General features: G+C 61.2%; 18 protein-coding genes. 4 read left to right on the top strand and 14 right to left on the bottom strand.

Annotated features, from left to right (window positions below; all coding sequences use genetic code 11):
• Window positions 1–134: 134 nt before the first annotated feature.
• The 4 genes from OP10G_RS10420 to ruvA all read right to left on the bottom strand — a co-directional run bounded on the left by OP10G_RS10420 (window position 135) and on the right by ruvA (window position 4,552).
• Window positions 135–1,466 (bottom strand): AAA family ATPase, encoded by a 1,332-nt coding sequence (locus OP10G_RS10420; RefSeq protein ID WP_227625131.1) that lies wholly within the window; start codon window positions 1,464–1,466, stop codon window positions 135–137.
• A gap of 831 nt (window positions 1,467–2,297) precedes the next feature.
• A complete protein-coding gene (ruvB, locus tag OP10G_RS10410) occupies window positions 2,298–3,392 on the bottom strand; it encodes a Holliday junction branch migration DNA helicase RuvB (protein ID WP_084179068.1) in 1,095 nt (364 codons plus the stop codon).
• A 279-nt stretch (window positions 3,393–3,671) separates the two neighbouring features.
• A complete protein-coding gene (locus tag OP10G_RS26255; RefSeq protein ID WP_144241091.1) occupies window positions 3,672–3,884 on the bottom strand; it encodes a hypothetical protein in 213 nt (70 codons plus the stop codon).
• Between the two features lie 68 nt (window positions 3,885–3,952).
• On the bottom strand, window positions 3,953–4,552 hold the full coding sequence (gene ruvA / locus OP10G_RS10405) for a Holliday junction branch migration protein RuvA (protein ID WP_025225952.1): 600 nt from the start codon (window positions 4,550–4,552) through the stop codon (window positions 3,953–3,955).
• A 167-nt stretch (window positions 4,553–4,719) separates the two neighbouring features.
• On the opposite strand from ruvA, the gene OP10G_RS10400 reads away from it, so the two are divergent.
• Both OP10G_RS10400 and OP10G_RS10395 read left to right on the top strand, forming a co-directional pair.
• Window positions 4,720–5,421 carry a carboxylesterase family protein gene (locus OP10G_RS10400; protein ID WP_025225953.1) on the top strand — a complete coding sequence of 234 codons (702 nt, stop codon included), beginning with the start codon at window positions 4,720–4,722 and terminating at the stop codon, window positions 5,419–5,421.
• Window positions 5,422–5,435: 14 nt separating this feature from the next.
• Entirely contained in the window at window positions 5,436–7,424 is a 1,989-nt protein-coding gene (locus OP10G_RS10395) for an OPT family oligopeptide transporter (RefSeq protein ID WP_025225954.1), read from the top strand.
• Between the two features lie 121 nt (window positions 7,425–7,545).
• Here the strand turns inward: OP10G_RS10395 and lon are convergent, their stop codons facing one another.
• The 7 genes from lon to OP10G_RS10360 all read right to left on the bottom strand — a co-directional run bounded on the left by lon (window position 7,546) and on the right by OP10G_RS10360 (window position 14,504).
• A complete protein-coding gene (gene lon / locus OP10G_RS10390; protein ID WP_025225955.1) occupies window positions 7,546–9,867 on the bottom strand; it encodes an endopeptidase La in 2,322 nt (773 codons plus the stop codon).
• Window positions 9,868–9,870: 3 nt separating this feature from the next.
• Entirely contained in the window at window positions 9,871–10,434 is a 564-nt protein-coding gene (locus OP10G_RS10385) for a GbsR/MarR family transcriptional regulator (protein WP_025225956.1), read from the bottom strand.
• A gap of 37 nt (window positions 10,435–10,471) precedes the next feature.
• The gene (locus OP10G_RS10380; RefSeq protein WP_025225957.1) at window positions 10,472–10,720 is read right to left on the bottom strand and encodes an indolepyruvate ferredoxin oxidoreductase subunit alpha; all 249 of its coding nucleotides are present in this window, start codon (window positions 10,718–10,720) and stop codon (window positions 10,472–10,474) included.
• A gap of 132 nt (window positions 10,721–10,852) precedes the next feature.
• A complete protein-coding gene (locus OP10G_RS10375) occupies window positions 10,853–11,194 on the bottom strand; it encodes a P-II family nitrogen regulator (protein ID WP_025225958.1) in 342 nt (113 codons plus the stop codon).
• Window positions 11,195–11,199: 5 nt separating this feature from the next.
• Window positions 11,200–12,534, bottom strand: a complete 1,335-nt coding sequence (locus OP10G_RS10370) for an ammonium transporter (protein WP_227625107.1) — start codon at window positions 12,532–12,534, stop codon at window positions 11,200–11,202.
• 77 nt (window positions 12,535–12,611) lie between these two features.
• Window positions 12,612–12,956, bottom strand: coding sequence for a P-II family nitrogen regulator (locus OP10G_RS10365; RefSeq protein ID WP_025225960.1), 345 nt, complete (start codon window positions 12,954–12,956; stop codon window positions 12,612–12,614).
• Window positions 12,957–13,004: 48 nt separating this feature from the next.
• Window positions 13,005–14,504: an ammonium transporter gene (locus tag OP10G_RS10360; protein WP_227625106.1), complete on the bottom strand. Its 1,500-nt coding sequence runs from the start codon at window positions 14,502–14,504 to the stop codon at window positions 13,005–13,007.
• 514 nt (window positions 14,505–15,018) lie between these two features.
• On the opposite strand from OP10G_RS10360, the gene OP10G_RS10355 reads away from it, so the two are divergent.
• On the top strand, window positions 15,019–16,110 hold the full coding sequence (locus OP10G_RS10355; RefSeq protein ID WP_025225962.1) for an outer membrane beta-barrel protein: 1,092 nt from the start codon (window positions 15,019–15,021) through the stop codon (window positions 16,108–16,110).
• Between the two features lie 74 nt (window positions 16,111–16,184).
• Here the strand turns inward: OP10G_RS10355 and OP10G_RS10350 are convergent, their stop codons facing one another.
• Entirely contained in the window at window positions 16,185–17,078 is an 894-nt protein-coding gene (locus OP10G_RS10350; protein ID WP_158409194.1) for a cation diffusion facilitator family transporter, read from the bottom strand.
• 270 nt (window positions 17,079–17,348) lie between these two features.
• Window positions 17,349–19,661 (bottom strand): MGH1-like glycoside hydrolase domain-containing protein, encoded by a 2,313-nt coding sequence (locus OP10G_RS10345; RefSeq protein ID WP_025225964.1) that lies wholly within the window; start codon window positions 19,659–19,661, stop codon window positions 17,349–17,351.
• Between the two features lie 159 nt (window positions 19,662–19,820).
• On the opposite strand from OP10G_RS10345, the gene erpA reads away from it, so the two are divergent.
• Entirely contained in the window at window positions 19,821–20,198 is a 378-nt protein-coding gene (gene erpA / locus OP10G_RS10340) for an iron-sulfur cluster insertion protein ErpA (protein ID WP_025225965.1), read from the top strand.
• 83 nt (window positions 20,199–20,281) lie between these two features.
• On the opposite strand, the gene OP10G_RS10335 is transcribed toward erpA, so the two are convergent.
• Window positions 20,282–21,874, bottom strand: a complete 1,593-nt coding sequence (locus OP10G_RS10335; protein ID WP_144241090.1) for a M14 family metallopeptidase — start codon at window positions 21,872–21,874, stop codon at window positions 20,282–20,284.
• Window positions 21,875–22,564: the final 690 nt, after the last annotated feature.

Here is a 22,564-nt window from a genome sequence, read left to right as displayed (position 1 = left end):
CATTAATGTAGCCATCCTCGACTGACGCGGCGTGACTGGGCAACGGCCACGTTCCCGCCACCGCGGGATACAACGCCTGACGCGCGGGGGACGATGGATTGCGGTGAGGGACGGCCATCACGCCCTCGTAAATCTCAACCTTCAGTACTGAATCCCAGAAGGCGGCGCGTTAGCTCGCCGCCGGAGAAGAGCAGTTCGCGGAGGGCGGCTTGACAGTGCTCGTCGGTCACGCGCAGCATGTCGCTCGAAGGCTCCTCGGCGGCAAAGAGGGCGGCTTTGCGGAGCATCTCCTGAATGAAAGCCGGGCTCGCTCCTTCCGTTCGCGCCACGATGGTGTCGATGTCGCGAACCTCTAACACAAGCCCGCGACTGTACAGTTCAATCAGTTGCCGGCGGCAATCGGCGTCGGGAAGGGGATATTCGATCGCTTGGTCGATTCGGCCAGGACGGGAAGCGATGGCCGGCTCGATCGCGTCTGGGCGGTTTGTTGTAAGCAAGAATAGGATCGGCGCCGGCGCTTCGATGCCGTCCATCTCGTTCAGGAGCTGGTGCAATGTGACCTGATACATCGGGTGGCGCGACTCGTCTCTCGCCGAGGCAATGAGGTCTACGTCTTCCATGATCACGAGCGAAGGGGCGAGCATTCGCGCGAGTTGACAACACTCCCGAATTAACCATAGCTGCTCGCCGGACATCACAAGCACGGTCAGTCCTGGCGTCGCCTGCGCCAGCCAACGAGCCGTGAAGGTCTTGCCCGTACCGGGTTTGCCGAATAGAAGTAGGCCGCGCTTTACCGATCGGCCGCTATCGAGGAGCTTCTGAGCATTCTTGAAGAAGCCAATGGTATTGCGTTCCAATACTCGCAGCACCTCTGCAGGCAGGATAATCTGCTCTCGGTTTACTTCCGGTAATCGGTGAAAGCGGATCTCGTGGGAAGTGCACCGCCCCTGTTCTTGCTTTCCCTCCAAGGAAAGCACCTTTCCCCGGTAAACGTTTAGCCGGGCGATCGCATCCCGCACCCACAAGATGAAGTCGCTTGCGAGCCCCTCATTGGTAGAGGTGACCTCGAGTTGCAGCGAACCCTTCATTTGGTCTTGGCGAAGAAGCGCGGCAACCTTCCCTACCGGGAGATTGATCAGGAAAATCCCCTCCTCCACACAGGAAAGCTCTTCACCCACCCCGGTTTCGACCTGCCGGTACTGGACAGGACCAACAACGGCAGGGTCATAGCCACCGGTCGAGAGGAGATCTCGGAAGCTGTTGGAGAACATCGTCATCGACTTCAAATAGCCGATCGTCTCCGGTGTTCCGCCCCGTTCCCGGGTGACGGCCTGAATTGCAAGTTGCAAATTCGGAAGGTCAAAACTGGAAAATCCGCGAGCCCTGATCGGCAGTTGCTGGGCGCTAACACCAAAAAACTGGGCAAGTCGCGCTGAAAGCAGGCTTCCTCGCTTGCGGAAGAGCATCTTGATCACAGCGATAGTCTATGACGTTTGGGGCCGCTGAGGATCGTGGCCGCCTTAAAGGCGCTGTTCTTGCCGCGATGCCTTTGCGCCCTTTGCGGTTCAACCTCTCTTCCACCGAATCTCCACCGTTCTTTGCGTCCTTCGCGAGAAATCCCTTTTCCGGAGTTTCTCGCAAAGGGTGCCAAGCGGATCGCAAAAAACCAAAGATGACCCGAGTAGTGAAAACCGGGCCATATTGGCCAGCCGCTCTGGCCATATCAACTCATGACGTCGAAATTGGACGTCTCTCCAGAATCGTGCCAATTTCTCGTCAAGTGAACGGAAAAGCGTCGTTTTCAAGAGCGTGCTGGAAGAGCCGCACAAATTCGTCCAACAAAGAGCGCAGTTCTCCTAAATGATCTGCATTCGTTGCGCTCCAATACAGTTCAAGACCAAACCCGTTTCCCTCGAAGCGAAAACCGGATGAGATATCGTCGACGTTTCCGACACTATCGTGATAGGCGAGCGGAATAGTTAGAGATCTTAGGCGCCCTAACAACTCCTCGACGGCCACCGGATCAAGCGGTGCCGTAACCGTGGTTACGCGCGGATTCTCGTCAAGGTCCTCGTTCAGACCGTGGCGTCTTGCAATGTCGTTCCCGTCCTCGGACCAGTGCCACCGGACCTCGTAGGCGATGGTGTCTATCCCGTTCCTTAGGGGATCAGGGACGCGATGAGAGCATAGTCGCCAAGCGCGTCCCGCGAAGCGTAGTTCCTAATACGCAAACACCTCGGTCATTGGCTGCCACCTGGCAAATTTGATTCGTTCATCGGCTTGGAGCCGATAATACTTTAGCTCTCGGCGTCGAAATCCAACGTCCCTTCCGACGGCCGCTTCGGCGGCTTCAGGCCGAGGTGTTTGTAAGCTTGGTCGGTGACCACCCTCCCCCGGGGAGTCCGTTGGAGCATTCCGATTTGCAGTAGGAACGGTTCGTAGACGTCCTCGATGGTCGTGGCGTCCTCCCCGGTACTGGCGGCGAGGGTGTCCAGGCCGACCGGCCCTCCCTTGTACCGCTCGATCATGATGCGTAGGATCGTGCGATCGACCCGGTCGAGGCCCAACTCGTCGACTTCGAGCGCCTTACACGCCGTTGCCGTGATCCCCGCATCGATCGTCGGCCGGTCTTCCACTTGGGCGAAGTCGCGGACGCGGCGAAGGAGCCGGTTGGCGATTCGGGGGGTGCCCCGGCTCCGCCGTGCGATCTCCTCCGCCCCCGAGCGCTCGATCGCGTACCCCAAGATCCCGGCCGAGCGGCTGATGATCTGGAAGAGCGCCTCTTCGCCGTAGAACTGGAAGTGCGAGATGATGCCGAACCGGTCACGCAATGGCCCCGTCAGGAGACCCTGGCGTGTCGTCGCGCCGATCACCGTAAAGCGGGGGACATCGAGGCGGATGGAACGGGCGGCTGGACCCTTACCGATCATGATGTCGACCTTGTTGTCCTCCATCGCCGGATAGAGGATCTCCTCGACCGCGCGGCTAAGCCGATGAATCTCGTCGATAAACAGCACCGAGCCGTTGTCGAGATTCGTCAAGATCCCCACCAGGTCCCCTGGCCGCTCGACCGCAGGACCCGAGGTCACGTGAATCGTCGCGTCCATCTCGTTCGCCACGATGTGAGCGAGGGTCGTCTTTCCCAACCCGGGAGGGCCGTACAAGAGAACATGATCCAAAGGCTCGTCGCGCTGCTGGGCCGCTTTCAAGAAGACGGCGAGATTCGACTTAAGCGTCTCTTGGCCGATGAACTCGGCGAGCCGCCGAGGACGGAGCGAAAGCTCCGGCTCGTCGGTCGGCAGCGGATTCGGATTCAGTTCGTTGTCTCGAGCCATAGCGGTGAGTTCGGCCAGCTTGAGAGTACCGGCGATGTCGCTGAAGTTTACGGGCATCGCCATCTTCCTACGCCGTGGCGGCAGAATATGTAGATGATAGTCTACTCGTTTTGGGGTTGGCAGTTAGCAGTTAGCGGTTAGCGGCTCGGACAGGAATAGGTTGGACTCCACCTTGCCTCGAAGCATCTGTCCTCCAAACCGCCAACTGCTAACCGCCAACCGCTAACTCCCCAAGAACCGCTAGCCGCCAACCGCCAACCGCCAACCGGGCAGCACAAAAAAACCCGGTCCTGACCGGGAAAGTCAGGCCGGGTAAAGGTTTCGTCTTGCTTAGCCTTAATGGCGAGGCGAGGCGATGTGCGCTACTCGCTGCTCCGCACGGCGCCGCGGGCGGCGCTGTACGACGGTAACAAGGATCGAGCCGGTTGCTCCGGCTCCGAGCGCGAGGGCTAATCCGGTGGAGCCCATCGACCATGCGACTAGTGCGATGAGAACCAGGATCCCGAAGGTAGCCCACACACTCGTCTGCGGGTTATGTCGCTCGTCCATACATAAAATGGTCGGCGGCGAAGCAATCTCCACGACCCGTAAATTTACTGGTCTTCAACCGCTATTGACTATCGTTGGAGAACCCTCAGGGCGAACCGAAGCTGTTCCTGAAGGTCGTCCGACTGTTCACGGGCGTCGTTCGCGGCGGTCTCCGCTTCGTTGCGTCGGAATCCCAGCCCCAAAAGCGCGTCGACCAGTTCGTCCGATGGGTGGGCGACTTTCTTCTTGGGAGCCATCGTCGCCTCGATCTTTCTCAACAGCGCTTCTTCTTGGATCTTCGTCTTCAGCTCCAGGATGATCCGCTCGCCAAGCTTGGGGCCGATGCCGTTCGCCCTTGTAAGCACCCGCGCGTCCTGGGCGAGGATCGCCCCCGCAACCGCGTCCTCCCCAACCTGGCCGATGAGCGCCAGCGCCGCCTTGGGCCCGCATCCCTGGACCGTCAACAACAAATCAAACAGCCGCCGTTGGAAAGACTCGATAAATCCGTAAAGCGTCACCCCGTCCTCGCGGAAAATCTGGCGGGTCAGCAGTTCCACCGGCTCCCCCGGCGCGGGCAGCCGCACGAGCACTGCCTCCGGCAGCGACACCTCATACCCCACCCCGCCGCAATCGACGACCGCCAAGCTCCCTTCAACCGTTATCAGCTCCCCGCGAAGTCGCCCGATCATTACCCTTTGTCTACCTTTTTTTAATCAGACTTTGCCCGCCGTGGCACTGGCATCTTGCCAGTGGGTCCCAAGGGCATCCTGCCCTTGGCCGGTTTACACGACCAAGATGGTCGTGATACACACGGGCTGGAAGCGCCGTGCCACGAGGACGTGTAGACTTCCGCGCAATGGTTTCGGTACTTGTCGCCGCGGCGGCCCTCTCGAGCGCTCAAAGGTTGCCCCAAGGCGGCGTGGTCTGGCGCCTGCGGGTGGCGCATCACATCAGAGTCGGCTTTCTGGTCGATCTACCGGAAGGGTACGAGCGCGATCCCAAGCAAAAATGGCCGTTCATCCTCTTCCTTCACGGCTCGGGAGAACGAGGCGATAACCTCAGCAAGGTCCGGGTTCATGGACCACCCAAAGAGGTCGCCAACGGACGTAAGCTTCCTTTCATCGTCGTCTCGCCCCAGTGCCCAGACGGCCAGATCTGGGACACCGAGGTCCTCTCCGGACTCGTGAACGAGCTCGAGAAGCGATACCGGATCGATAAAACTCGCGAATACCTGACCGGCCTCAGCATGGGAGGATTCGGCGTTTGGGAGCTGGCGGCGGCGATGCCGGACCGATTCGCGGCGATCGCTCCGATCTGCGGCGGCGGGAGTTGGATCAAGTGTTGGATGCTCGCGAAGACCCCGATATGGGCGGTCCATGGCGACTCCGACCCCTCCGTTCCCTACGACGAAACCCGCCGAATGGTGGAGAACGTGCGCAAGCTAGGGAACCCCGAGGTGCGCTTCGACCTCATTCCGGGCGGTGGTCACGACGTTTGGAGCGCCGTCTACGCCGGAGATGAAATATACGATTGGTTTTTGAAGCATAAGCGCCAGTAGAATAGGGCTCATCGATGGCCCGCAACGAAGCGTTGGATCCGGTCGAGGCGACGCCGCCGGCGTCGCCCCCTGAGCCGGAATTTCAAAACGGGTTTACGCTCAAGACGCTCATCGGCGCGATCTTCATAGCGTTGTTCATGGTGCCCGGTGGCATGTACCTCGGCCTTGTCGCCGGCCAAGGGGTAGGCGACGCCGCCGAGTGGGTCACGATCGTCCTATTCGCGGAGGTCGCTCGCCGCTCTTATCAACCCCTCCGGAAGCAGGAGATCTACATCCTCTTCTACATTGCGTCGTCGCTCACCACCGTGGTGAACGCCGAACGTGGCCTCGCCGGCGGGCCGATGTCGAACCTCATCTGGAACGCCTACTTCCGGACCTCCCAAGCCGCTCGCCCAATCGCCGACAAAATCCCCGATTGGGCAGTCCCCTCCGCCACCAGCCCCGGCCTCGTTCATCGAGAGCTATGGCACGCCCACTGGCTGATGCCGATCATCCTTCTGGTCGTCACCGAGCTCTGCGGACGCCTTAGCTGGATGGGCCTCGGCTACGCCCTGTTCCGCATCACCAGCGACGTAGAAAAGCTGCCGTTCCCGTACGCGCCGGTGGCCGCCTCGGGCGCCACTGCGCTTAGCGAAGCCGGGTCGGAGAGCTGGCGCTGGGGGATCTTCTCCACCGGCACCGTCATCGGGCTCCTATTCGGACTCGTCTACGTCGGGGTTCCGGTTCTCACCGGAACGATGTTCGGACACTCCGTCGAAATACTCCCGATCCCGTTCGCCGACTACACGAAGAACGTGGCCAACTTTGCCCCCGCCGCCATCGTCGGCCTCAGCTTCAGCCTGGGCAACGTACTCATGGGTTTCGTGCTCCCATACGAGATCGTGGCGGGCGCCATGGCCGCGAGCGTTGCCGCGCTCATCATCGGCAACCCGCTCCTGTACAAGGCAGGCCTGCTTCCGAATTACCACCCCGGCGGCGACGCCATTCTCACCAAGCTATCGGTCGACATGGATTTCTGGCTCTCCGCCGGAATCGGCGTCAACCTGGCAGTCGCTATCCTGGGGATCGGCTTGGTCTTCAAGGCATTTCGCGACGCCAAAAAACATCAGATCGAGCGAAAGTTTTCCCTTGCCCCCCCGCCCCCCGGTCGGGGCGATGTTCCAATCTGGATCGCCCTCGCGGCTTGGCTCGGGTCGACTGCCACCCTTGTCGTTCTATGCCGGTGGCTCATCCCGGAATTCCCGGCCTGGATTCTCATCTTCTTCGGATTCCTTTGGAGCCCGATGAACAGCTACATCTCCGCCCGAATGCACGGCCTCACCGGCCGCGGCGTGTCGTTCCCCTATCTTAAGGAAGCCAGCGTGGTCGCATCCGGGTATCGAGGGGTGGACGTTTGGTACGCGCCGATTCCCCTGGCCGATCAAGGTCCGGTGGCGCAGCGGTTCCGGGAGGTCGAGCTCACCGGCACGAAGCTGAACAGCATCCTCTACGCCGAAATCGCGATGTTCCCGATCGTCATGATCGCGAGCTTCGCCTTCTGGAGCTTCTTCTGGAATTCGAACGCGCTGCCCAGCGCGGCCTACCCGTACGCTCAAAAGTTCTGGCCGATCCAAGCCCAGCTCCAGTCGGTAATGCAGCAGATCAACGTCCCCCGCCCGAATGGCGAGGTCGGCTGGTTTGCCAAGGCGATCAAGCCGATGTACGTCTTAGGCGGCACCGCCGGCGGCCTGATCCTTTACGGCATCTTCGGGCTGTTTAAATTGCCGCTACTCTTCTTCTACGGGTTCGCCGGCGGTCTCGGTCTCTACCCCGCAAACACCATCCCCCAGTTCTTCGGCGCTTGGTTCGGCCGCCGCTACATGGCCAAGCGGTACGGAGCCGAAAACTGGTCCCGCTACGCCCCGGTCCTTCTCGCCGGCTTTAGCTGCGGCACCGGCCTAATCTCCCTCGCCTCCATCTCCATCGCCCTCGTATCAAAAGCGGTTGCCAAACTGCCGTATTAAGGGCGTCGCTCAGGTGCGAGGCACGCTGGCGTGTGGACTAATCGGAAACATGAGACTCAGATGTCCCATTCGACCCATTCGTCCAATCAAAGAGGGTAAGGCTCAAGAACACCGCAACACCTCACCCGCCGCCCAGCGCCACCCCAACCCCTTCCTCCAGCCGCTCCACTAGCTCGATCTGGATTTTTGCGAGCACGTGGGCGGGGATTTCGGCAAGGTCGGGTTGGTTTTCTTTGGGCAAGATGATGGTCGTCATGCCCGCCCGGATCGCCGCGAGCAACTTCTCGGGAACGCCCCCTACGGGGAGCACCCGGCCACGCAGGGTGATCTCGCCCGTCATCGCGACGTCGCCTCGCACTGGTCGATTGGAAAATGCCGAGGCGAGGGCCACCGCCAAAGTCAGGCCAGCACTTGGACCATCCTTCGGAACCGCGGCCTCCGGGACGTGGATGTGAACGTCGCGCCTGGCGTCGCCACCGGATTCCAAAGTCGCTCGTACCGCCGTTAAGGCAGCCTGCGCCGATTCCCGCATCACCGCCCCCAGGTTGCCCGTCAAAATCAATTCCGGTCGTTCTCCGAGCGGCTCGGTAAGGCTCACCTCGACGGTGACGACGTCGCCGCCGCACTCGCTGACTACCATCGCGTTGGCGCACCCAACCTGGGACAACAGATCGACCGCCATACGCCGGTACCGCGGCTGTCCCAAAAACGCGGCGAGCCGCCCTTCATCCAGCACCACCTCCGTCTCCGACCCCTGCGCCACCAGCCGCGCCGATTTGCGGCTCACGGTGTCGATTTGACGCCGAAGATCGCGAACTCCCGCCTCTCGGGTGTATTCGCCCACCAACTGATCGAGGCTGGAGTCCGTGATCTTCATCTGTTCCGGCGTTAACCCGTGTTCCTCGATGGACCGAGGAATGAGAAACCGGGTCGCAATTTCGCGCCGCTCTTCCTCCGTGTAGCTGGGGAACGGAATCACCTCCATTCGGTCTCGGAGTGCCGACGGAACGTTGTCGAGAAGGTTGGCGGTCGCGATAAAAAGCACCCGGCTTAGATCAAACGGCGTCTCCACGTAGTGGTCGGAGAACCGGATGTTCTGCTCCGGATCCAGCGCCTCCAAAAGCGCGCTCGTCGGATCGCTCTGGGCGCCGCGGACAAGCTTGTCGATTTCGTCCAGCAAGATCACCGGATTGCGCGATTCGCACGACCGCAACCCAGCGAGAATGCGCCCCGGCATCGAACCGACGTAAGTTCGGCGGTGCCCCCGGATCTCGGCCTCATCCCGCACTCCACCCAGGGAAATCCGCAAAAACTGCCTCCCCATCGCCTCGGCGATCGAACGGCCGATGGAAGTCTTCCCCACCCCCGGTGGGCCAAGAAAGCAGAGGATCGGACCGCGCAACGAGCCGCGAAGCTGGCGAACGGCAAGGTGGTCGAGGATCCGTTCCTTCACCTTCGCCAACCCGAAATGATGCTCGTCGAGCAGCCGTTGCGCGGCATTCACGTCGAGCCGGTCCGCGGTCTCTCGCGTCCAAGGAAGGGAAACCAGAGTATCGAGATAGTTCCGCAAAACCATCCCTTCCGGCGAAGCCGCCGGCGTTCGGTCCAGTCGCCGGATCTCGATCTCCGCGTGCTCCCGTGCCTCGGTCGGCATGCCCGCCTTTTCTACCTTCGCCCGGTACTCCTCAACCTCCGTCAGCTCGGCCGAAGCTTCCCGCAGCTCGTCCTGAATGACGCGGAGCTGTTCGCGCAGATAGAGCTCGCGCTGCCCTTCTCCGATCGAGCGGTCGACCCGGTCCCGGATCTGCTCCCGAATGTCGAGCACCGCCTCTTCCCGCTTGAGGAGCGCCAGCGTCTTCTCCAGACGGGCGCGGTGGTCCAGCTCTTGTAGCAGCGCCTGCTTCTCCGCCGCCCGCACCGGAAGGTGGTGCAAGATCGAATCGGCGAGCGCCCCTCCGTTAGGAGCCTGCCCCAACCCTTGAAGCGCCTCGGGCGGAATCTCCGGGTTCAGCTCGACGATCCGGGTGAACGATGCGACGCAAGCCCGGCAGAGCGCCTCTCCCTCCGGATCTTCGGCCAAGATTTCGGCCAGCTCGTCCGTTTCCGCGAAGTAGGCGTTGCCCTGGCTCTCGGTGACCCGGGCTCGAACCCGGGCTAGGGACCGCAACGCCACCCGAAGACTCCCGTCGGGCAACGGAATCGACTGCAAGATCTCGCTCAGAGTCCCGACGTCGTAAAGATCCTCGAGCTCCGGCTCCTCGACGGACATATCCCGCTGGCTGAGAACGACGAGGGTCTGATCTTGCGCCAATGCCCGGCGCACCGCTCGAAGCGAGGTGTCGCGCGCCACGTGCACGGTATTGACGGCGCCCGGAAAGTGGACCGCGTCGCGGATGGCCAAAACCGGGAGCGCCTTGAGTTGACCCTTCCCGCGGTTCGACATGGTCTAGTCCTGGTGCGTCCCTTTCTCGATCATCATCTGCACGTCGTCGAAATTCAGCTCCGACGCGAAGACCTGTCGATACGCGGCGTCCATCAGCTCGAAGATCTCCAGCAACGCGGCCAGCCGCGATCTCAGGCTTTGGATATCCGCATTGAAGTGGTTCTCAGGAAGCTTGGCAATTACCTCGCGAAGGGCGTCGGCGGTCGGATCGATCTCCCGCCGTTTCCGCTCCTTAACGATCTTCACCAAGGTAAGGAACGGATCGGTTTCGCTGACGTAGGTGTCCTTCCGGTCACCCGGCTGGCGAAATCGGCGAACGACCCCCCAGTCCATGAGCTCCCGCAAGTTCATGCTCGCGTTGCCACGCGAGATTTGGAGGCGGTCCATGATCTCGTTCACCTCGAGCGGTACTCCGGTGACGAACAGCAGCGCGTGGATCTGCGCCATCGTGCGGTTGATCCCCCACGAGGAGCTCATCCGCCCCCATTCCAAAATAAACTGGTCCTGAGCTCGCCGCAGAATCGCGCGAGCCTCTTCGTCGGATCCCATCGGCTTCTCTTCGCTCAATTCAAACGGGAGAATACCGGGTGGAAGGTCGGCTTGGTTAACCGCCGGCCAGCCGCTTCCCTTCGACGAGATTCAGCTCGATAAAGCTCTTCCAATTCGGCGGAACGTCGGTGTCCACAAAGATGGCGTTGACCGGGCATTCCGGCTCGCATAGCCCGCAGTCGATGCACTCGTCCGGATTGATAAAAACTTGCGTGTCGCCTTCGTAGATGCAGTCCACCGGGCAGACGGTCATACAGCTCTTATCTTTCACGCCGATACAAGGTTCGGTAACTACGTAGGGCACTTTTTCTATTGAACTCCGGGTGCAATTTTACCTGACCCATAGTGGCACTGGCTTCCAGCCAGTGGGTCCCAAGGGCATCCTGCCCTTAGTCTTTTTACACGGGCTGGAAGCCCGTGCCACGGGGAACGCTAACTACGAAAGCGCCGCGTCCCCCCGTTCGCCGGTCCGGATGCGGATGGAGTCGCCAACCGGGAAGAGGAAGATCTTGCCGTCCCCCACTTCGCCGGTTTGGGCCGCTTTCTGAATTGCGGCCACAACCTCTTCAACCTCATGGTCGTGAACCACGAGCTCCAACTTCAGCCGGGGAGTAAGAGCCAAGGTGTATTGAGAACCTCGGTAGGTGTGCGTAATCCCCTTGGATCGTCCCTTCCCGCGCACCTCGATCACCGTCATGCCGGAGATGTCGAGCGCGTCCAGCGCATCCTGAACATCCTCCAGCCGTTGCGTGCGAATGATTGCTTCGATTTTCACCATGGCTTTTACAGGTTGTAGCCCGCCTCCCCGTGCAACGCGATGTCGAGACCGGTCGACTCGTCTTCCTCCGTGGCGCGAACCCCGACCACTGCCTGCGTAAGCTTCATAAGAAGGAGAGTACCGACGAAAGCGAAAGCCCCCACCACGGCGACGGCGATGAGTTGGGTGAGAATGAGTCCGCCCCTTCCGCCGTTTGTCTTTAAAGCGTCCGCCACGAGCGGGTTGATCTCCACGCTGGCGAAAATCCCGGTGCAGATCGCGCCCAGCAGCCCTCCGACGCCGTGCACCCCCACCACGTCGAGCGAGTCGTCGAAGCCGAACTTGTGCTTCAGACCGACGGCCATGCAGCAGATCGCTCCCACGACGAAGCCGACGAGAATCGCCGACATCGGGGTAAGAAAACCGGCCCCCGGCGTGATTGCCACCAGGCCCGCCACCAGCCCCGATGCCGCGCCCAGCGCGGTCGGCTTACCGTAGCGAATCTTCTCGCAAACCAGCCACCCCAGCATTCCCGCCGCCGCCGCGACATGGGTTCCGGTAAACGCCGACAGCGCCAGGTCGCCAACCGCCAACGCGGAGCCCGCGTTGAACCCGATCCAACCGAACCAAAGGAGGCCGGCGCCGAGCAAAGTCGTCGTCAGATTGTTCGGCAGGATCGGCTCTTTATGGTCGAGCGCGCGCCGCCGGCCGAGCACCATACAAGCGGCCAACGCCGAGACGCCGCTGGCAAGGTGAACGACAGTGCCCCCCGCAAAGTCGAGCGCTCCCTTCTGGAACAGCCAACCACCCGGGTTCCACACCCAGCACGCGATCGGCCCGTAGATAAGGAGCGACCAGAGCGTGGTGAACATCACGTAGCCGGAAAACTTCATCCGCTCCGCGATCGCGCCGGAGATAAGGGCAGGGGTGATGATGGCGAACATCATCTGGAAAAGCATGAACGCTCCCGCCGGAATCGTTCCCGCTGGGCTGAAATACGGATACGGCGCCTTCATCGAGATGCCGGCGCCGCCAAAGAATTCCATCGGATTGCCGATCCATCCGTTGCCGCTCTTACCGAACGCGATGGAGTAACCGATCACCAGCCAGAGAATGCTGACGATTCCCAGCATGATGAACGAGTGTAAGAAGGTGCTGAGCACGTTCTTGCGACGCACCATTCCGCCGTAAAAGAGCGCCAGTGCCGGAGTCATCAACAGGACGAGCGCCGCCGCGATGATCACCCAGAGGGTGTCGGTCCAATTAATGGCCGGAGCCGCCGGAGTAGTCGGCGCTTGGGCCAACGCCGAGGTGCAAAGCGTTGCCGCGACAAAGGCGGCAAAGGGTCGAGACTTGAACATCAATCCTCCGGCCACCTCGTCGTTGAGGCGTGGCGAAGGTTATGACACAGAATTCCCTTCTTAACAAAGGGCCGGAGCTAAACGTCGAGCGCGGCGTCGCCTCGCTCGTTGGTACGAATCCGGACCACCTCGTGGAGGGCCGTAACCCAGATCTTGCCGTCGCCAACTTCGCCGGTGTAAGCCGCCTTCTGAATTGCGTCCACGATCGACTCGAGCTGAGCGTTCGTCACGACGATCTCGAGACGGACCCGGGGGGAAAGGCCGGCGCCATATTGCGAGCCGCGGAACGAATGGGTTACGCCCCTCTGGCTACCGCTGCCACGGCAGTCGCTTGCGGTGATACCGACGACATGAAGATCGGTGAGTGCCTCCCTCACGGCCTCTAACAGATGGGGGCGAATGATCGCTTCGATTTTATACATGGTCTTCGGGTTAAGCCGGGCCGCCCGAGCGGCCCGGCGAAAGGGGAGCTAAGCCTGGGCGGGGTACGCCTCGATGCCGTGCTCGAACACGTCCAGTCCGCCGGGACCGGTTTCTCCCTCCGGTTCCACGCGGAGGTTCCAAGGATGGGGCAATGCCCGGAGCGCCTTCATAATCACAATGGCGATGAGGAACGTGAGGATCGTGATCACCGCGCTTCCGATGATTTGGGCGATCAACACCGTCGGGCCGCCGCCGTAGAAGAGACCCTTAACCGGCGACGAATCGTCCGCCCCGGTAGGCCCGGTCACGCCATATTTTCCGCAGGCGAAGAGGCCGAGGGAAATCGTTCCCCAGATTCCGCAGAAGCCGTGAACGGTCACCGCTCCAACCGGGTCGTCGATCCGTAGCCACTCGATGTAGTTGACGCCGAAGAATACGACGACTCCCGCGACGAGTCCCAAGAGGATCGACCCGAGCGGGTTCACCCAGTAGCAGGGACAGGTGATTGCCACGAGTCCGCCCAGGAATCCGTTCACCGTAAAGCCCAAGTCGAACTTGCCCTTCGTCGGTCCGAACCAAAGCGCGACCAGCATGGCCGCCATCCCGCCGGCGCAAGCCGCCAACGTGGTGTTTGCCGCGACCCGGCCGATTCCCTGGGCATCCATCGCCGAAAGGGTGCTGCCTGGGTTAAATCCGTACCAGCCGAACCAGAGCAGGAAGCCGCCGACCGCCGCTACCGTGAGGTTATGGGGAGGCGGCATACCACCGCGAGCCTTGTCGTCGCGGGCGAAAATCCTGCCCACGCGAGGGCCTAGAGCGATGGCGCCGGCCAGTGAGATCACGCCGCCGATCGTATGAACGACCGTCGATCCGGCGAAGTCGAGGAAGCCGGTTCCGATCGAGGGGAGGAAGTGATCCTTCGATCCCATCGTGGCGAGCAGTCCGCCCGGGCCCCAGCACCAGTGGCCGAGAATCGGATAGATGAAGCCGGTCACCGCGATGCTGTAAAGGATGTCGCCGCGGAAGCTGGTCCGGCCGATCATCGCGCCCGATGTGATCGTCGAGCAGGTGTCGGCGAATGCGAACTGGAAGATCCAGTGGGCCAGAATCGGGATACCGGTCGTGAGATAGGTGTCGGGCGCGCCGTTTAGGAAGAACCATTGGGTTCCGATAAACGCGTTCCCTTCGGCGAACATGAAGGCGTAGCCGAATGCCCAGAAGAGGAAACCGCAAAGACAGGTGTCGAAAATACACTCCATCAAAACGTTGACCGTCTCTTTCTGGCGGGCGAAGCCGGCCTCGAGCATGACGAATCCCGCTTGCATGCCGAACACCAGGAAGGCGCCGAGCAAGGTCCACGCGGTGTTGATCGAGTTGAAGATCGTCGTTTCGTGGGCGGTATACGTTTCGGCGGCGTGAGCGGGCGTAATGAGCGCCGAACCGCCGGCGAGGAGCAAGAACAGCAGGGCGAGGCCGAGGAACTTGCCGCCTAAAACGGTGGCGCCGAGTTTAATCCGTTCGGCCGGAGTTACCGTGCGAATCGGCACGGCGGTCCGTAGATAGCGGAGGCTTCGGCGAGTTCTGTAAAACATCACCGGTCACCTCGACGATGAGTCAAGCCGGGAGCGCAGAGAACGGTCAACAGCGTCGACCTCCCTTAGATTTTAGAAACGTGGCAGACCAATGGGACGGGCGCGTAGCGGCCGAAATGGCGCTCCGCGAAGACGGCGCAATTGATGCGGGGCGATGACCCTTCATGCATCCCTCCTGTCGAGTGAAGATTTAGGCCGCGCCGTTGCGGATGACGCATTGTAAGGCAAACCCCGCCAATTGCCAACTTAAATTTTGCAGAAGTTTAAGCCGGTCTCCCCGTGCCTACGAATCGGAACGATAAGCCCAACACGATAACACAGCTTTAACGCGAGTCCAAGTGCAATTTCATGCGGTTAAAAGCGCTCTTTTAGTGACCACGTTTTCACCTCTCCGCAACCTACACTCCCCCGCATCCCCTTGAGTGGGGCAGTTGAAATGAAACACAACCGCATATCGTTCGCGCGACCAATGATGCTCGCAATTTTCTCGTCGATCAGCATCATCAGCGCGCAAGCGGCGGATGACCTATTCAAGGACGTGACCTTCAGCGGTCACGCCGATCTCTACTACCAGTTCGACTTCAACAAGCCGGGCTCCCGCACCGACCTGGCCTGGCGTCAGTTCGATGTGAAGCATGACCAGTTCGCGTTGGCGGCGCTACAGTTCAACATCTCGAAAGCTCCCAAAGAGGGGAGTCCCTTCGGGTTCACTCTAAGCGTCGCCGCGGGGAAGAATCAGGACATCATTCACGCGGCCGAGCCCGGTGGCAAAGACACCTACAAGTACATCCAGCAGGCTTACGTCACCTACGCCGTTTCCAAAACCGGCGCGACCGTCGACATCGGTAAGTTCCTGACCTGGATCGGCCTGGAGGGAATCGTTACCCCTGGTAACGATCTGTACTCGCTCTCCAACGTCTTCTTTGTTTGCCAGCCGATCTACCACATGGGCGTCCGGGCAACCAGCCCACTTGGAAAGGGAGTGACCGGCGGTCTCTACCTGGTCAACGGCTGGAACGAGGTCGAAGACTCCAACGGCGCGAAGAGCTACGGCGCTTCGTTGTCCGGTACCGTAGGTTCAAAAACCAATGTTAGCTTGAACTACTACGGCGGTGTCGAGGGGGCTTCCACCATCAACGGGTTCTTCGGAGCTCCCGCGGGACAGACCTCCGTTCACCTCGGAGATCTGGTGCTAACCCACCAGCTCACTCCGAACATCAAGCTCGCCGTCAATGCCGACTACGGCACTTCGAAGGCTGTAGATCCGGGCGATCCTTCCGGCAACTTCCGCGGCATTGCCGCTTACGTACGGGATCAGGTCTCGTCGAAGGTCGGCGTCGCCCTTCGCTACGACACCGTTTCCGACCCGGACGGCCTCCGCACCGGCGGCAACACCCGGCTCGGATCGCTAACCGCGATGGTCGAGTACGCCGTTAACCCGAACGCGCTGTTCCGCCTGGAACTCCGCGCCGACAACTCCAACCGCGACCTCTTCGCCTCCGACTCCGGTGCGAAGAACAAGCGAACGACCCTCACCCTCGCCCACCTGATCAAATTCTGATCAGCGTTGCATCGGCTCCCAGCCGATGAACCGAGACCTATGAAAGGCCGCGGTTCATCCGCTAGGAGCCGATGCTACTTATGCCCTTCGTGGCGGGCGACGCTCTCGTCGCAGAGCACGGACGCCTCGTGTTGGTGAATGCACGAGCCCGCCAATTCGGTTTGGATGGTCGCGTGAGCGATTCCGAATTCGTGGGCGAGAAGCTCGTTAAGCTCCCGGACTACCTCGCTACACTTTTCGATAGGTGTCCCCTCTGGTAGCTCGACGTGGCACGAGAGGTAATTCATTCCGTCGGAGACGGTCCAGGCGTGGACGTCGTGCACCGACTTCACGTCCTTCACCCGTCCCATCGCCCTTACCATCTTGTCGAAATCCAACCCCTTCGGCGCGCTCTCGAGCAAGATGTCCGTCGCATCCCGCACGATTCCCCACGCGGTATAGAGGATGAAGACGGCGATCAGAGCCGAAACCAGCGGATCCGCGTAAACCCACCCGGTCCGTTTCACGACTAGGCCGGCAACGACCACCGCCACGGCCGAAAGAGCGTCCCCCGCCATGTGAACAAATGCCGCCCGCATATTGAGGCTCTCTTTGGCCCCGCCGCTTAAGAGCCAAGCAATGACGGTGTTCATGAGAACCGACACTCCCGCCACCCAAATCATCAGCGTGCCTTCCGCGGGCTTTGGCGTACGAACCAACCGCCACGCCTCGACTAGGATGACCACGCCGATGACTACGAGGCTAGCCGCATTGAATAGAGCGATAAGGATGTTCGCACGGTGGTAGCCATACGTTTTCTTGCTATTTGCCGGCCGCTTTGAAATCCAGATCGCATAGGCGGCTAGCCCAAGCGCCAGCGCGTCGCTGGCGTTGTGCCCCGCATCGGACAAGAGAGCCAGGCTATGCGCCGCGTATCCCGCGATCGCCTCGCCAGCCACGAATGCCGTGGTGACTACAAGTGAAAGCACGAGCCTCGGTCCATGCGTGCTCCCATGAACGTGCATCAGGCCATGGTGATGGTCGTGTCCGTCATGAGAGTGATCACGCTCGCCCATTGGTTCTTCCGGTCAAGAGTGTGTTCAACCTTTAGTCCAATAAGCTATACGGTTGGCGGGTAGGGGTCTGAGCAACCGTAGCATCGGCTCCCAGCCGATGAGCAAAACCCTCCAATGGTTCGCGATCCCTCCCGACGCGCCGTCGGGCAGGGATCATTCGGGTACATCGGCTGGGAGCCGATGCTACAGTTTCATGCGCGCGACATCGTGACGTGCGATCAGAACGATCCTCCCACCCAACCTAAGCTCGGCATATCCCGGCCGAGTGTTGATGTCGTACCGTTTGCCTTGGATCGGAATTCGCTTTAGGTGAACGGTGATCGAGCCCGCGCCGTTCAAAGCGATGTAGCCGTCCGGCGTCACATCCACGATGCTCTCGATCCCGACCAGATCCAGCAGCGCCCCCCATGTGTAATGAGGATCCCCGCCCGGCTCCCCCGTGGTGCTGAGATAGTTCTCGCTGCAAATACCCGACCTCGTCCACGGTCCCATGAACAGGCTGACGCTCCTCCGACCGAGCTCCGCCCGCTGCGCGGGGCTCGCGTACCGCTGGATACCCTGCATCAGTAGGTAGTTCACCGGCCCCCACACGTCCCCTCGCCAATACTGCTGCTCGTGGTAATTCAGGTCGTCGTAGGAAAGGGTCGGAATGGCCCACTTCCCCCAGAATCGCTTCGGATCCGTCAGCTTCGCCATCACCTGCTGGCCCCGCTCGGCATTCGGCACGCCCGCGATCAGCGGATAGAAGTTCATCGGCGTCACTCGCGTCAGGAACGCGTCTTCCGGTCGACCCGCCTCGATTCGTGCGGCGCTGAGGCGAAGAGAAGACCCGCCGTCGTGCTGGTAGTACTCGATAACAATCGGCTTCGCCTCCCCTGCTTTTAGGGACACCTCGGCTTCACGTTGACTTGGCGCATGGACCGTCCAATCCTCGAGAATCTTTCGCCATCCCAGAAGGAGTCGCACCCCGTCGTCGGAAGTGACCGAGAACCGATACCGGCCCGCCTTCGGCGCTATAAAATTTCCGCTCCATCGGGCGCTCCAGTGGCTCCCATCGACGCCAGACATGGGCGGCTTGCCGTTCCAGTCGAAGTCGACCACCCGATCGGTGCGACGGGCAGCCTCTTTCCCCAGTGCCTCGTCCGAAAAGAACGATGCGGTAAACGGACCCAGAGAAACGGGCACGGGCCGCTCCGGGTGCCAGAGCCGGCTGCAGTAAAGGCCGAGCCGCGGATTCCAGAGATGCGCGTTGATGTTCGCATTCATCTCCAACTGTTCTTTTCGAAACTGTTCGGCATCCGATTTTCGGCCAAGCGAAGTTGCTAGTAGCGCGAGATACTGGGCATCCATCGACCACATCGAGCTCAAATCAACCGCGTCCGCGTTCATCGACGTTCCCATCATCCGCGTTCCGGCGAAGTGGAGGTTGTCGTCCCAACCGGTTTCCCACTGCGCCTCTTGCCATCCTCCCGTCGAGCTGCCCCACTCCAGCAGCCCGTTCTTATTGCCGTCCCGCGCCTCTCGCCACCACTCGTGCCACCGCACCAAGCGCGGATAGACCTCGCGAAGGAATGCCATATCGGGGAAACGCTGCTGAATTTTCCAGACGCAAAGCGCGCCCACGGGCGGCTGAGATCGGTCGTCGCTGCTTCGTTTGTCGGCAAAAGTCCAGTGGCCAAAATTCGGCACAAGCCCTTCCGGAGTCTGCCAATTCAAGATCGCGCGCACGGTGTCGCGCGCCATCACCGGGTCATCTAGGCATCCGAGCGCCGCGTTGAAGAAGCTATCCCAACAGAAGTAAGGCCCGTTGTTCGGATTGCCGCCAGCCCAGCGGCGACTGACCGAATAGGCCAGGCGTCCGTTGTCTGCGCTGTACGTGCGGCTGTTATTCAAGTTATCGGCGATCGCGCCCACGAAGTCGCCCCAATCCCCGCCCGCCGACGGACGCGTCGCCGCGTACCGGGCGGCTTGCGAAGCCAGATCCGTTTTCAAGGGCGATCGCCCGATGAACCCGGCAGTGAAGGTGGCGGGAGCCCCCGGCGTCACTCGAAGAACGACTTCGGTCCCCGAGTTTCTGATCGGAGCCGGCGACGTCCGCAGAGACCACACGGTTCGCCCACCCGTGGCTCCGTCCACACCCTCGTCGACCGGCGTGAAGTTGCTCGTGAAATCTGGCCAGCCCGAGCTGAGACGTAGCGGAATATCGATCGCCGCGTCAGAGGTAAATCGGCCAAATGCACCGTCGCCACTGCGCATCCACTCAAAGTCGATCTTCGCGTTTCCCAGGCGAAATCTCTGCCGGTGGTACGAGTCGTCGGGCGCCGCGGTCCCGGCCACGTACGCCGCGCCCGTGTCGATCACGAACCCTTCCGCGTCGTTTCTAACGAAAGCGATCCCGACCGGAGCGGCGAGCAGGAAGTTGCCGATTCGAACCCGAGGGGCCGGCTTGACGTAGCCTGAAAGCAAAACCGCGGCGATGATGGAACAGAGTGGCATTGCCGGTAGCTTAGCCCTAACCGCCTCGCCCCAGGTCGTTTGGCCGGCATGTGACCGGGTACAACAGATTTATAGACCTTTCGATATCGAACTTTCGACCGTTCGACGCCGTTATGACGTATAAGAAAGCGAAGGTCTCTTAGAGAGGCAAAAAGAAAGATGATCACCCTGACGGAACGGGCAGCGACCGAGCTGCGAGATTTGATCAACGGCCAAGAGAAGCAGAACGCAGCGCTCCGAGTGTGGGTCGCCGGCGGCGGCTGCTCTGGCCTGCAGTACGGCATGGCGCTGGACGACAACGATCCCGAAGCCGAAGACAAGATTTTCGAGCAGTCCGGCATCAAGGTTTACGTCGATCCGATCAGCTTGAACTACATGGACGGCGCATCGGTCGACTACGTCGACGACGTGCTGGGCGGCGGCTTCAAAGTTGAGAACCCCAACGCAACCTCGAGCTGCGGATGCGGTTCCAGCTTCAAAACCGACGGCAGCGGCGCTGCCAGCGGCGGCGGCTGCGGTTCTTGCAGCAGCCGTTAATACAACGCGGCACGGGCGGCCCGCCCCTGAAAACGTTCGGCACTAGGGTTTAACGCCTGCCTCCCAGAGGCAGGCGTCCTTGTTTACGGCAACCGCTCCGTGACCGCATTGACCGGCCGAAACGCCTTTAAGACCGGATAGCTGTCCCCGACTCGCGGATCGCGGCTAAGGAATCCCCAAGCGACAACCCCGTCGACGCTCTCCGGTTCCAGCAGGTTGAAGATTAATACTCCGAGCGGCTGGTCCATTCGCACCAAGAACGCACCCGGACGAACCGTCGCCTGCTCGGGAGCGAAAGCGCCGTTAATCTCGATGAGGCGGTGCCCCTGAAATGGCTGGGAGGCGATCTTCGCTTCCCGCACGGTAAACCGCTGACCGTCGACCGTAGCCGGCGCGACAAACCGTTCCACGACCACCCCTTGGCGGCGAAGCAGCTCCACGATCTTCGTTTCCGTTTCCGGAATCAGGTACGCCGCCGGAACCTTCGACTTACGAGTGGCGGCAAAGCGGTCATAAATCGGCATCTTCACCTTGATCAGGCTCGCCGGCCGCCCGGTCTCGGGTCGGCGCTTGCCCGCGGCGGGAGGCGGCTCGAGCAGCGTCTCCTCCTCCCCTCGCGAAGCCATCTCGAAGCGAACGCCGAGTTCCGGCTGAGTCGTCTCGAAGGCCGACACCTCGGCGTCCGCTCCCCGCGTCAGCTCGACCACGCGCCGCGAATTCTTCTCCACGTAATCTAGAACGGCGGTGACAAACCGGTCGGTGGCCACCACCCGCTCCCTGAACGGAATGTAGGTGGCCGCTTCCGAGAGGATTCCGATCCGGTTCCGAATCCCCGCGTAGTTGGTCATGTACCGTCCGCCCTCCCCAAAGGTCGTCCACGCCGGCTTCTTGTCGCGAGTGGTGGCGTCGCCGTAGTCGAACAGCGGGAGGTTATATTGCTGGCGCATCTGCCGGCGGATGGCGGGCAGCATCTCGTCCCGGCTGAATTTGAGGATGGCTGGTGGGGTGTTTGGGTTCAGCGGCGGCGAGTAGGTGAGGTCGTACCCGTGCCGGGTTCCGTCGGTGGTGTGGAGGTCCATCATCACGTCCGGGTCCCATCGGTTCCAGATCCGCTCCAGCACCGCCCGGAACTCCAGCGACTCCGCCTTCATTCCGTCCCGGTTAAGATCGAATCCCTCACCGCTCGCGCGCACTCCGACCAGTTCCGGACCGTTCTGCTCGGGTCGATTCCTTGCTTGGGGGCCGAACTTCTCGTTACCGTCGATGTTGTAGATCGGATCGACGAGCAAGATCACCTTGTCGAGGAGGCCATGAGGTTCCTGGCAAACGCGGGAGAGAATTGCCATCGCCGCCTCCTTCCCCTCCACTTCGCCGGCGTGGATATTCGCTTGAACGTAGATAATCGGCTTCCCCGTCCGCCGAGCCTCCGCCGGAGACGCCACCATCGGCCGTGCCGCGATGACGAGCGGCATCCGCCTCGCCTCCTTGCTCAGCCCGAAGTACTCCACCGAGATCGGCGCCCCCTTCCGCTGCAGCGCCTCGATGAAATCGATCACGTCCCGATACGTCGACGTCTCCCGATAGTCCGTCCGCACCGCCCGACTCTGAGGCCACCCCTCCTGGATCGCGGAAACGGGCGCAAGCCCCAAGCAAAGCATGGCAACGGCAGTAGTCACGCCCTCATTATTCCCACCCCATGCCCACGCAGGGGAATGCCGAAGCCCCCAAGCGCGCCATTACAGAGCTGGATACCTTCGACCAGCCGCAGCCCAAGCCGCGGATATCGTAAACAGGCCACGAGAAGTAACTGTCCGGAGGCGTGGGACACACTCCGTACCAGCATCCCTCCCCTTCGCCGCAGGCGTGTAGCCGGCACCTACGCGTGCCGCCCGCTGTACCGCCGCCAACCACCAAACGACCGCCGGCCCTCGCACCGATCGCCTAGCCGCAGCCCGGAACGGGCGACCTCCTAAAGCGAAGGGCGAAGCCCTGGTAAAGAGAACGTCCTTACCTCCAAGCCCTGTAGGAGGGTGGGCCATTGTGTTCGGAGTTTTCTTGAGCACCTAAGAATATTAGGAGTGGACTTTTGACGTTTCGGACCGGAGTCCCTCTCCCCCGGTTCACCTTCGTTCCTCAGGTTCACCGACCCTTCTCGCGAGCGGAGAGGGATAGGACGTTGTGGCGTTTGAGTCGGTCGGGGCTTCGATTCTTTTGCGGGTCCAGAACTGAACGTCACAATGGCCCACCCTCTGTCAGGGCGGCATACCCCAACTGTCTTCGGCGTCTCTTCCGTCAGAACACAACACGACGGATAGGTCGGTGATTCCGCGGTCGTAAGCCAACCCCTTCGATCTTTGCGCTCAATC

Source organism: Fimbriimonas ginsengisoli Gsoil 348, from assembly GCF_000724625.1.
GTDB classification, from domain to species: Bacteria; Armatimonadota; Fimbriimonadia; order Fimbriimonadales; family Fimbriimonadaceae; genus Fimbriimonas; species Fimbriimonas ginsengisoli.
Note: the sequence above shows the minus strand (reverse complement) of the source record. Positions and strands in the feature narration are given on the sequence as shown.

What these genes read in the sequence shown, in the direction of transcription:
- OP10G_RS10355 (WP_025225962.1), top strand. Translation starts at nt 15,019, where the DNA reads ATGATGCTCGCAATTTTCTCGTCGATCAGCATCATCAGCGCGCAAGCG.
- OP10G_RS10400 (WP_025225953.1), top strand. Translation starts at nt 4,720, where the DNA reads ATGGTTTCGGTACTTGTCGCCGCGGCGGCCCTCTCGAGCGCTCAAAGG.
- OP10G_RS26255 (WP_144241091.1), bottom strand. Translation starts at nt 3,884, where the DNA reads ATGGACGAGCGACATAACCCGCAGACGAGTGTGTGGGCTACCTTCGGG.
- OP10G_RS10370 (WP_227625107.1), bottom strand. Translation starts at nt 12,534, where the DNA reads ATGTTCAAGTCTCGACCCTTTGCCGCCTTTGTCGCGGCAACGCTTTGC.
- ruvB (WP_084179068.1), bottom strand. Translation starts at nt 3,392, where the DNA reads ATGCCCGTAAACTTCAGCGACATCGCCGGTACTCTCAAGCTGGCCGAA.
- OP10G_RS10420 (WP_227625131.1), bottom strand. Translation starts at nt 1,466, where the DNA reads ATGCTCTTCCGCAAGCGAGGAAGCCTGCTTTCAGCGCGACTTGCCCAG.
- erpA (WP_025225965.1), top strand. Translation starts at nt 19,821, where the DNA reads ATGATCACCCTGACGGAACGGGCAGCGACCGAGCTGCGAGATTTGATC.
- OP10G_RS10395 (WP_025225954.1), top strand. Translation starts at nt 5,436, where the DNA reads ATGGCCCGCAACGAAGCGTTGGATCCGGTCGAGGCGACGCCGCCGGCG.
- OP10G_RS10365 (WP_025225960.1), bottom strand. Translation starts at nt 12,956, where the DNA reads ATGTATAAAATCGAAGCGATCATTCGCCCCCATCTGTTAGAGGCCGTG.
- OP10G_RS10345 (WP_025225964.1), bottom strand. Translation starts at nt 19,661, where the DNA reads ATGCCACTCTGTTCCATCATCGCCGCGGTTTTGCTTTCAGGCTACGTC.
- OP10G_RS10375 (WP_025225958.1), bottom strand. Translation starts at nt 11,194, where the DNA reads ATGGTGAAAATCGAAGCAATCATTCGCACGCAACGGCTGGAGGATGTT.
- ruvA (WP_025225952.1), bottom strand. Translation starts at nt 4,552, where the DNA reads ATGATCGGGCGACTTCGCGGGGAGCTGATAACGGTTGAAGGGAGCTTG.
- lon (WP_025225955.1), bottom strand. Translation starts at nt 9,867, where the DNA reads ATGTCGAACCGCGGGAAGGGTCAACTCAAGGCGCTCCCGGTTTTGGCC.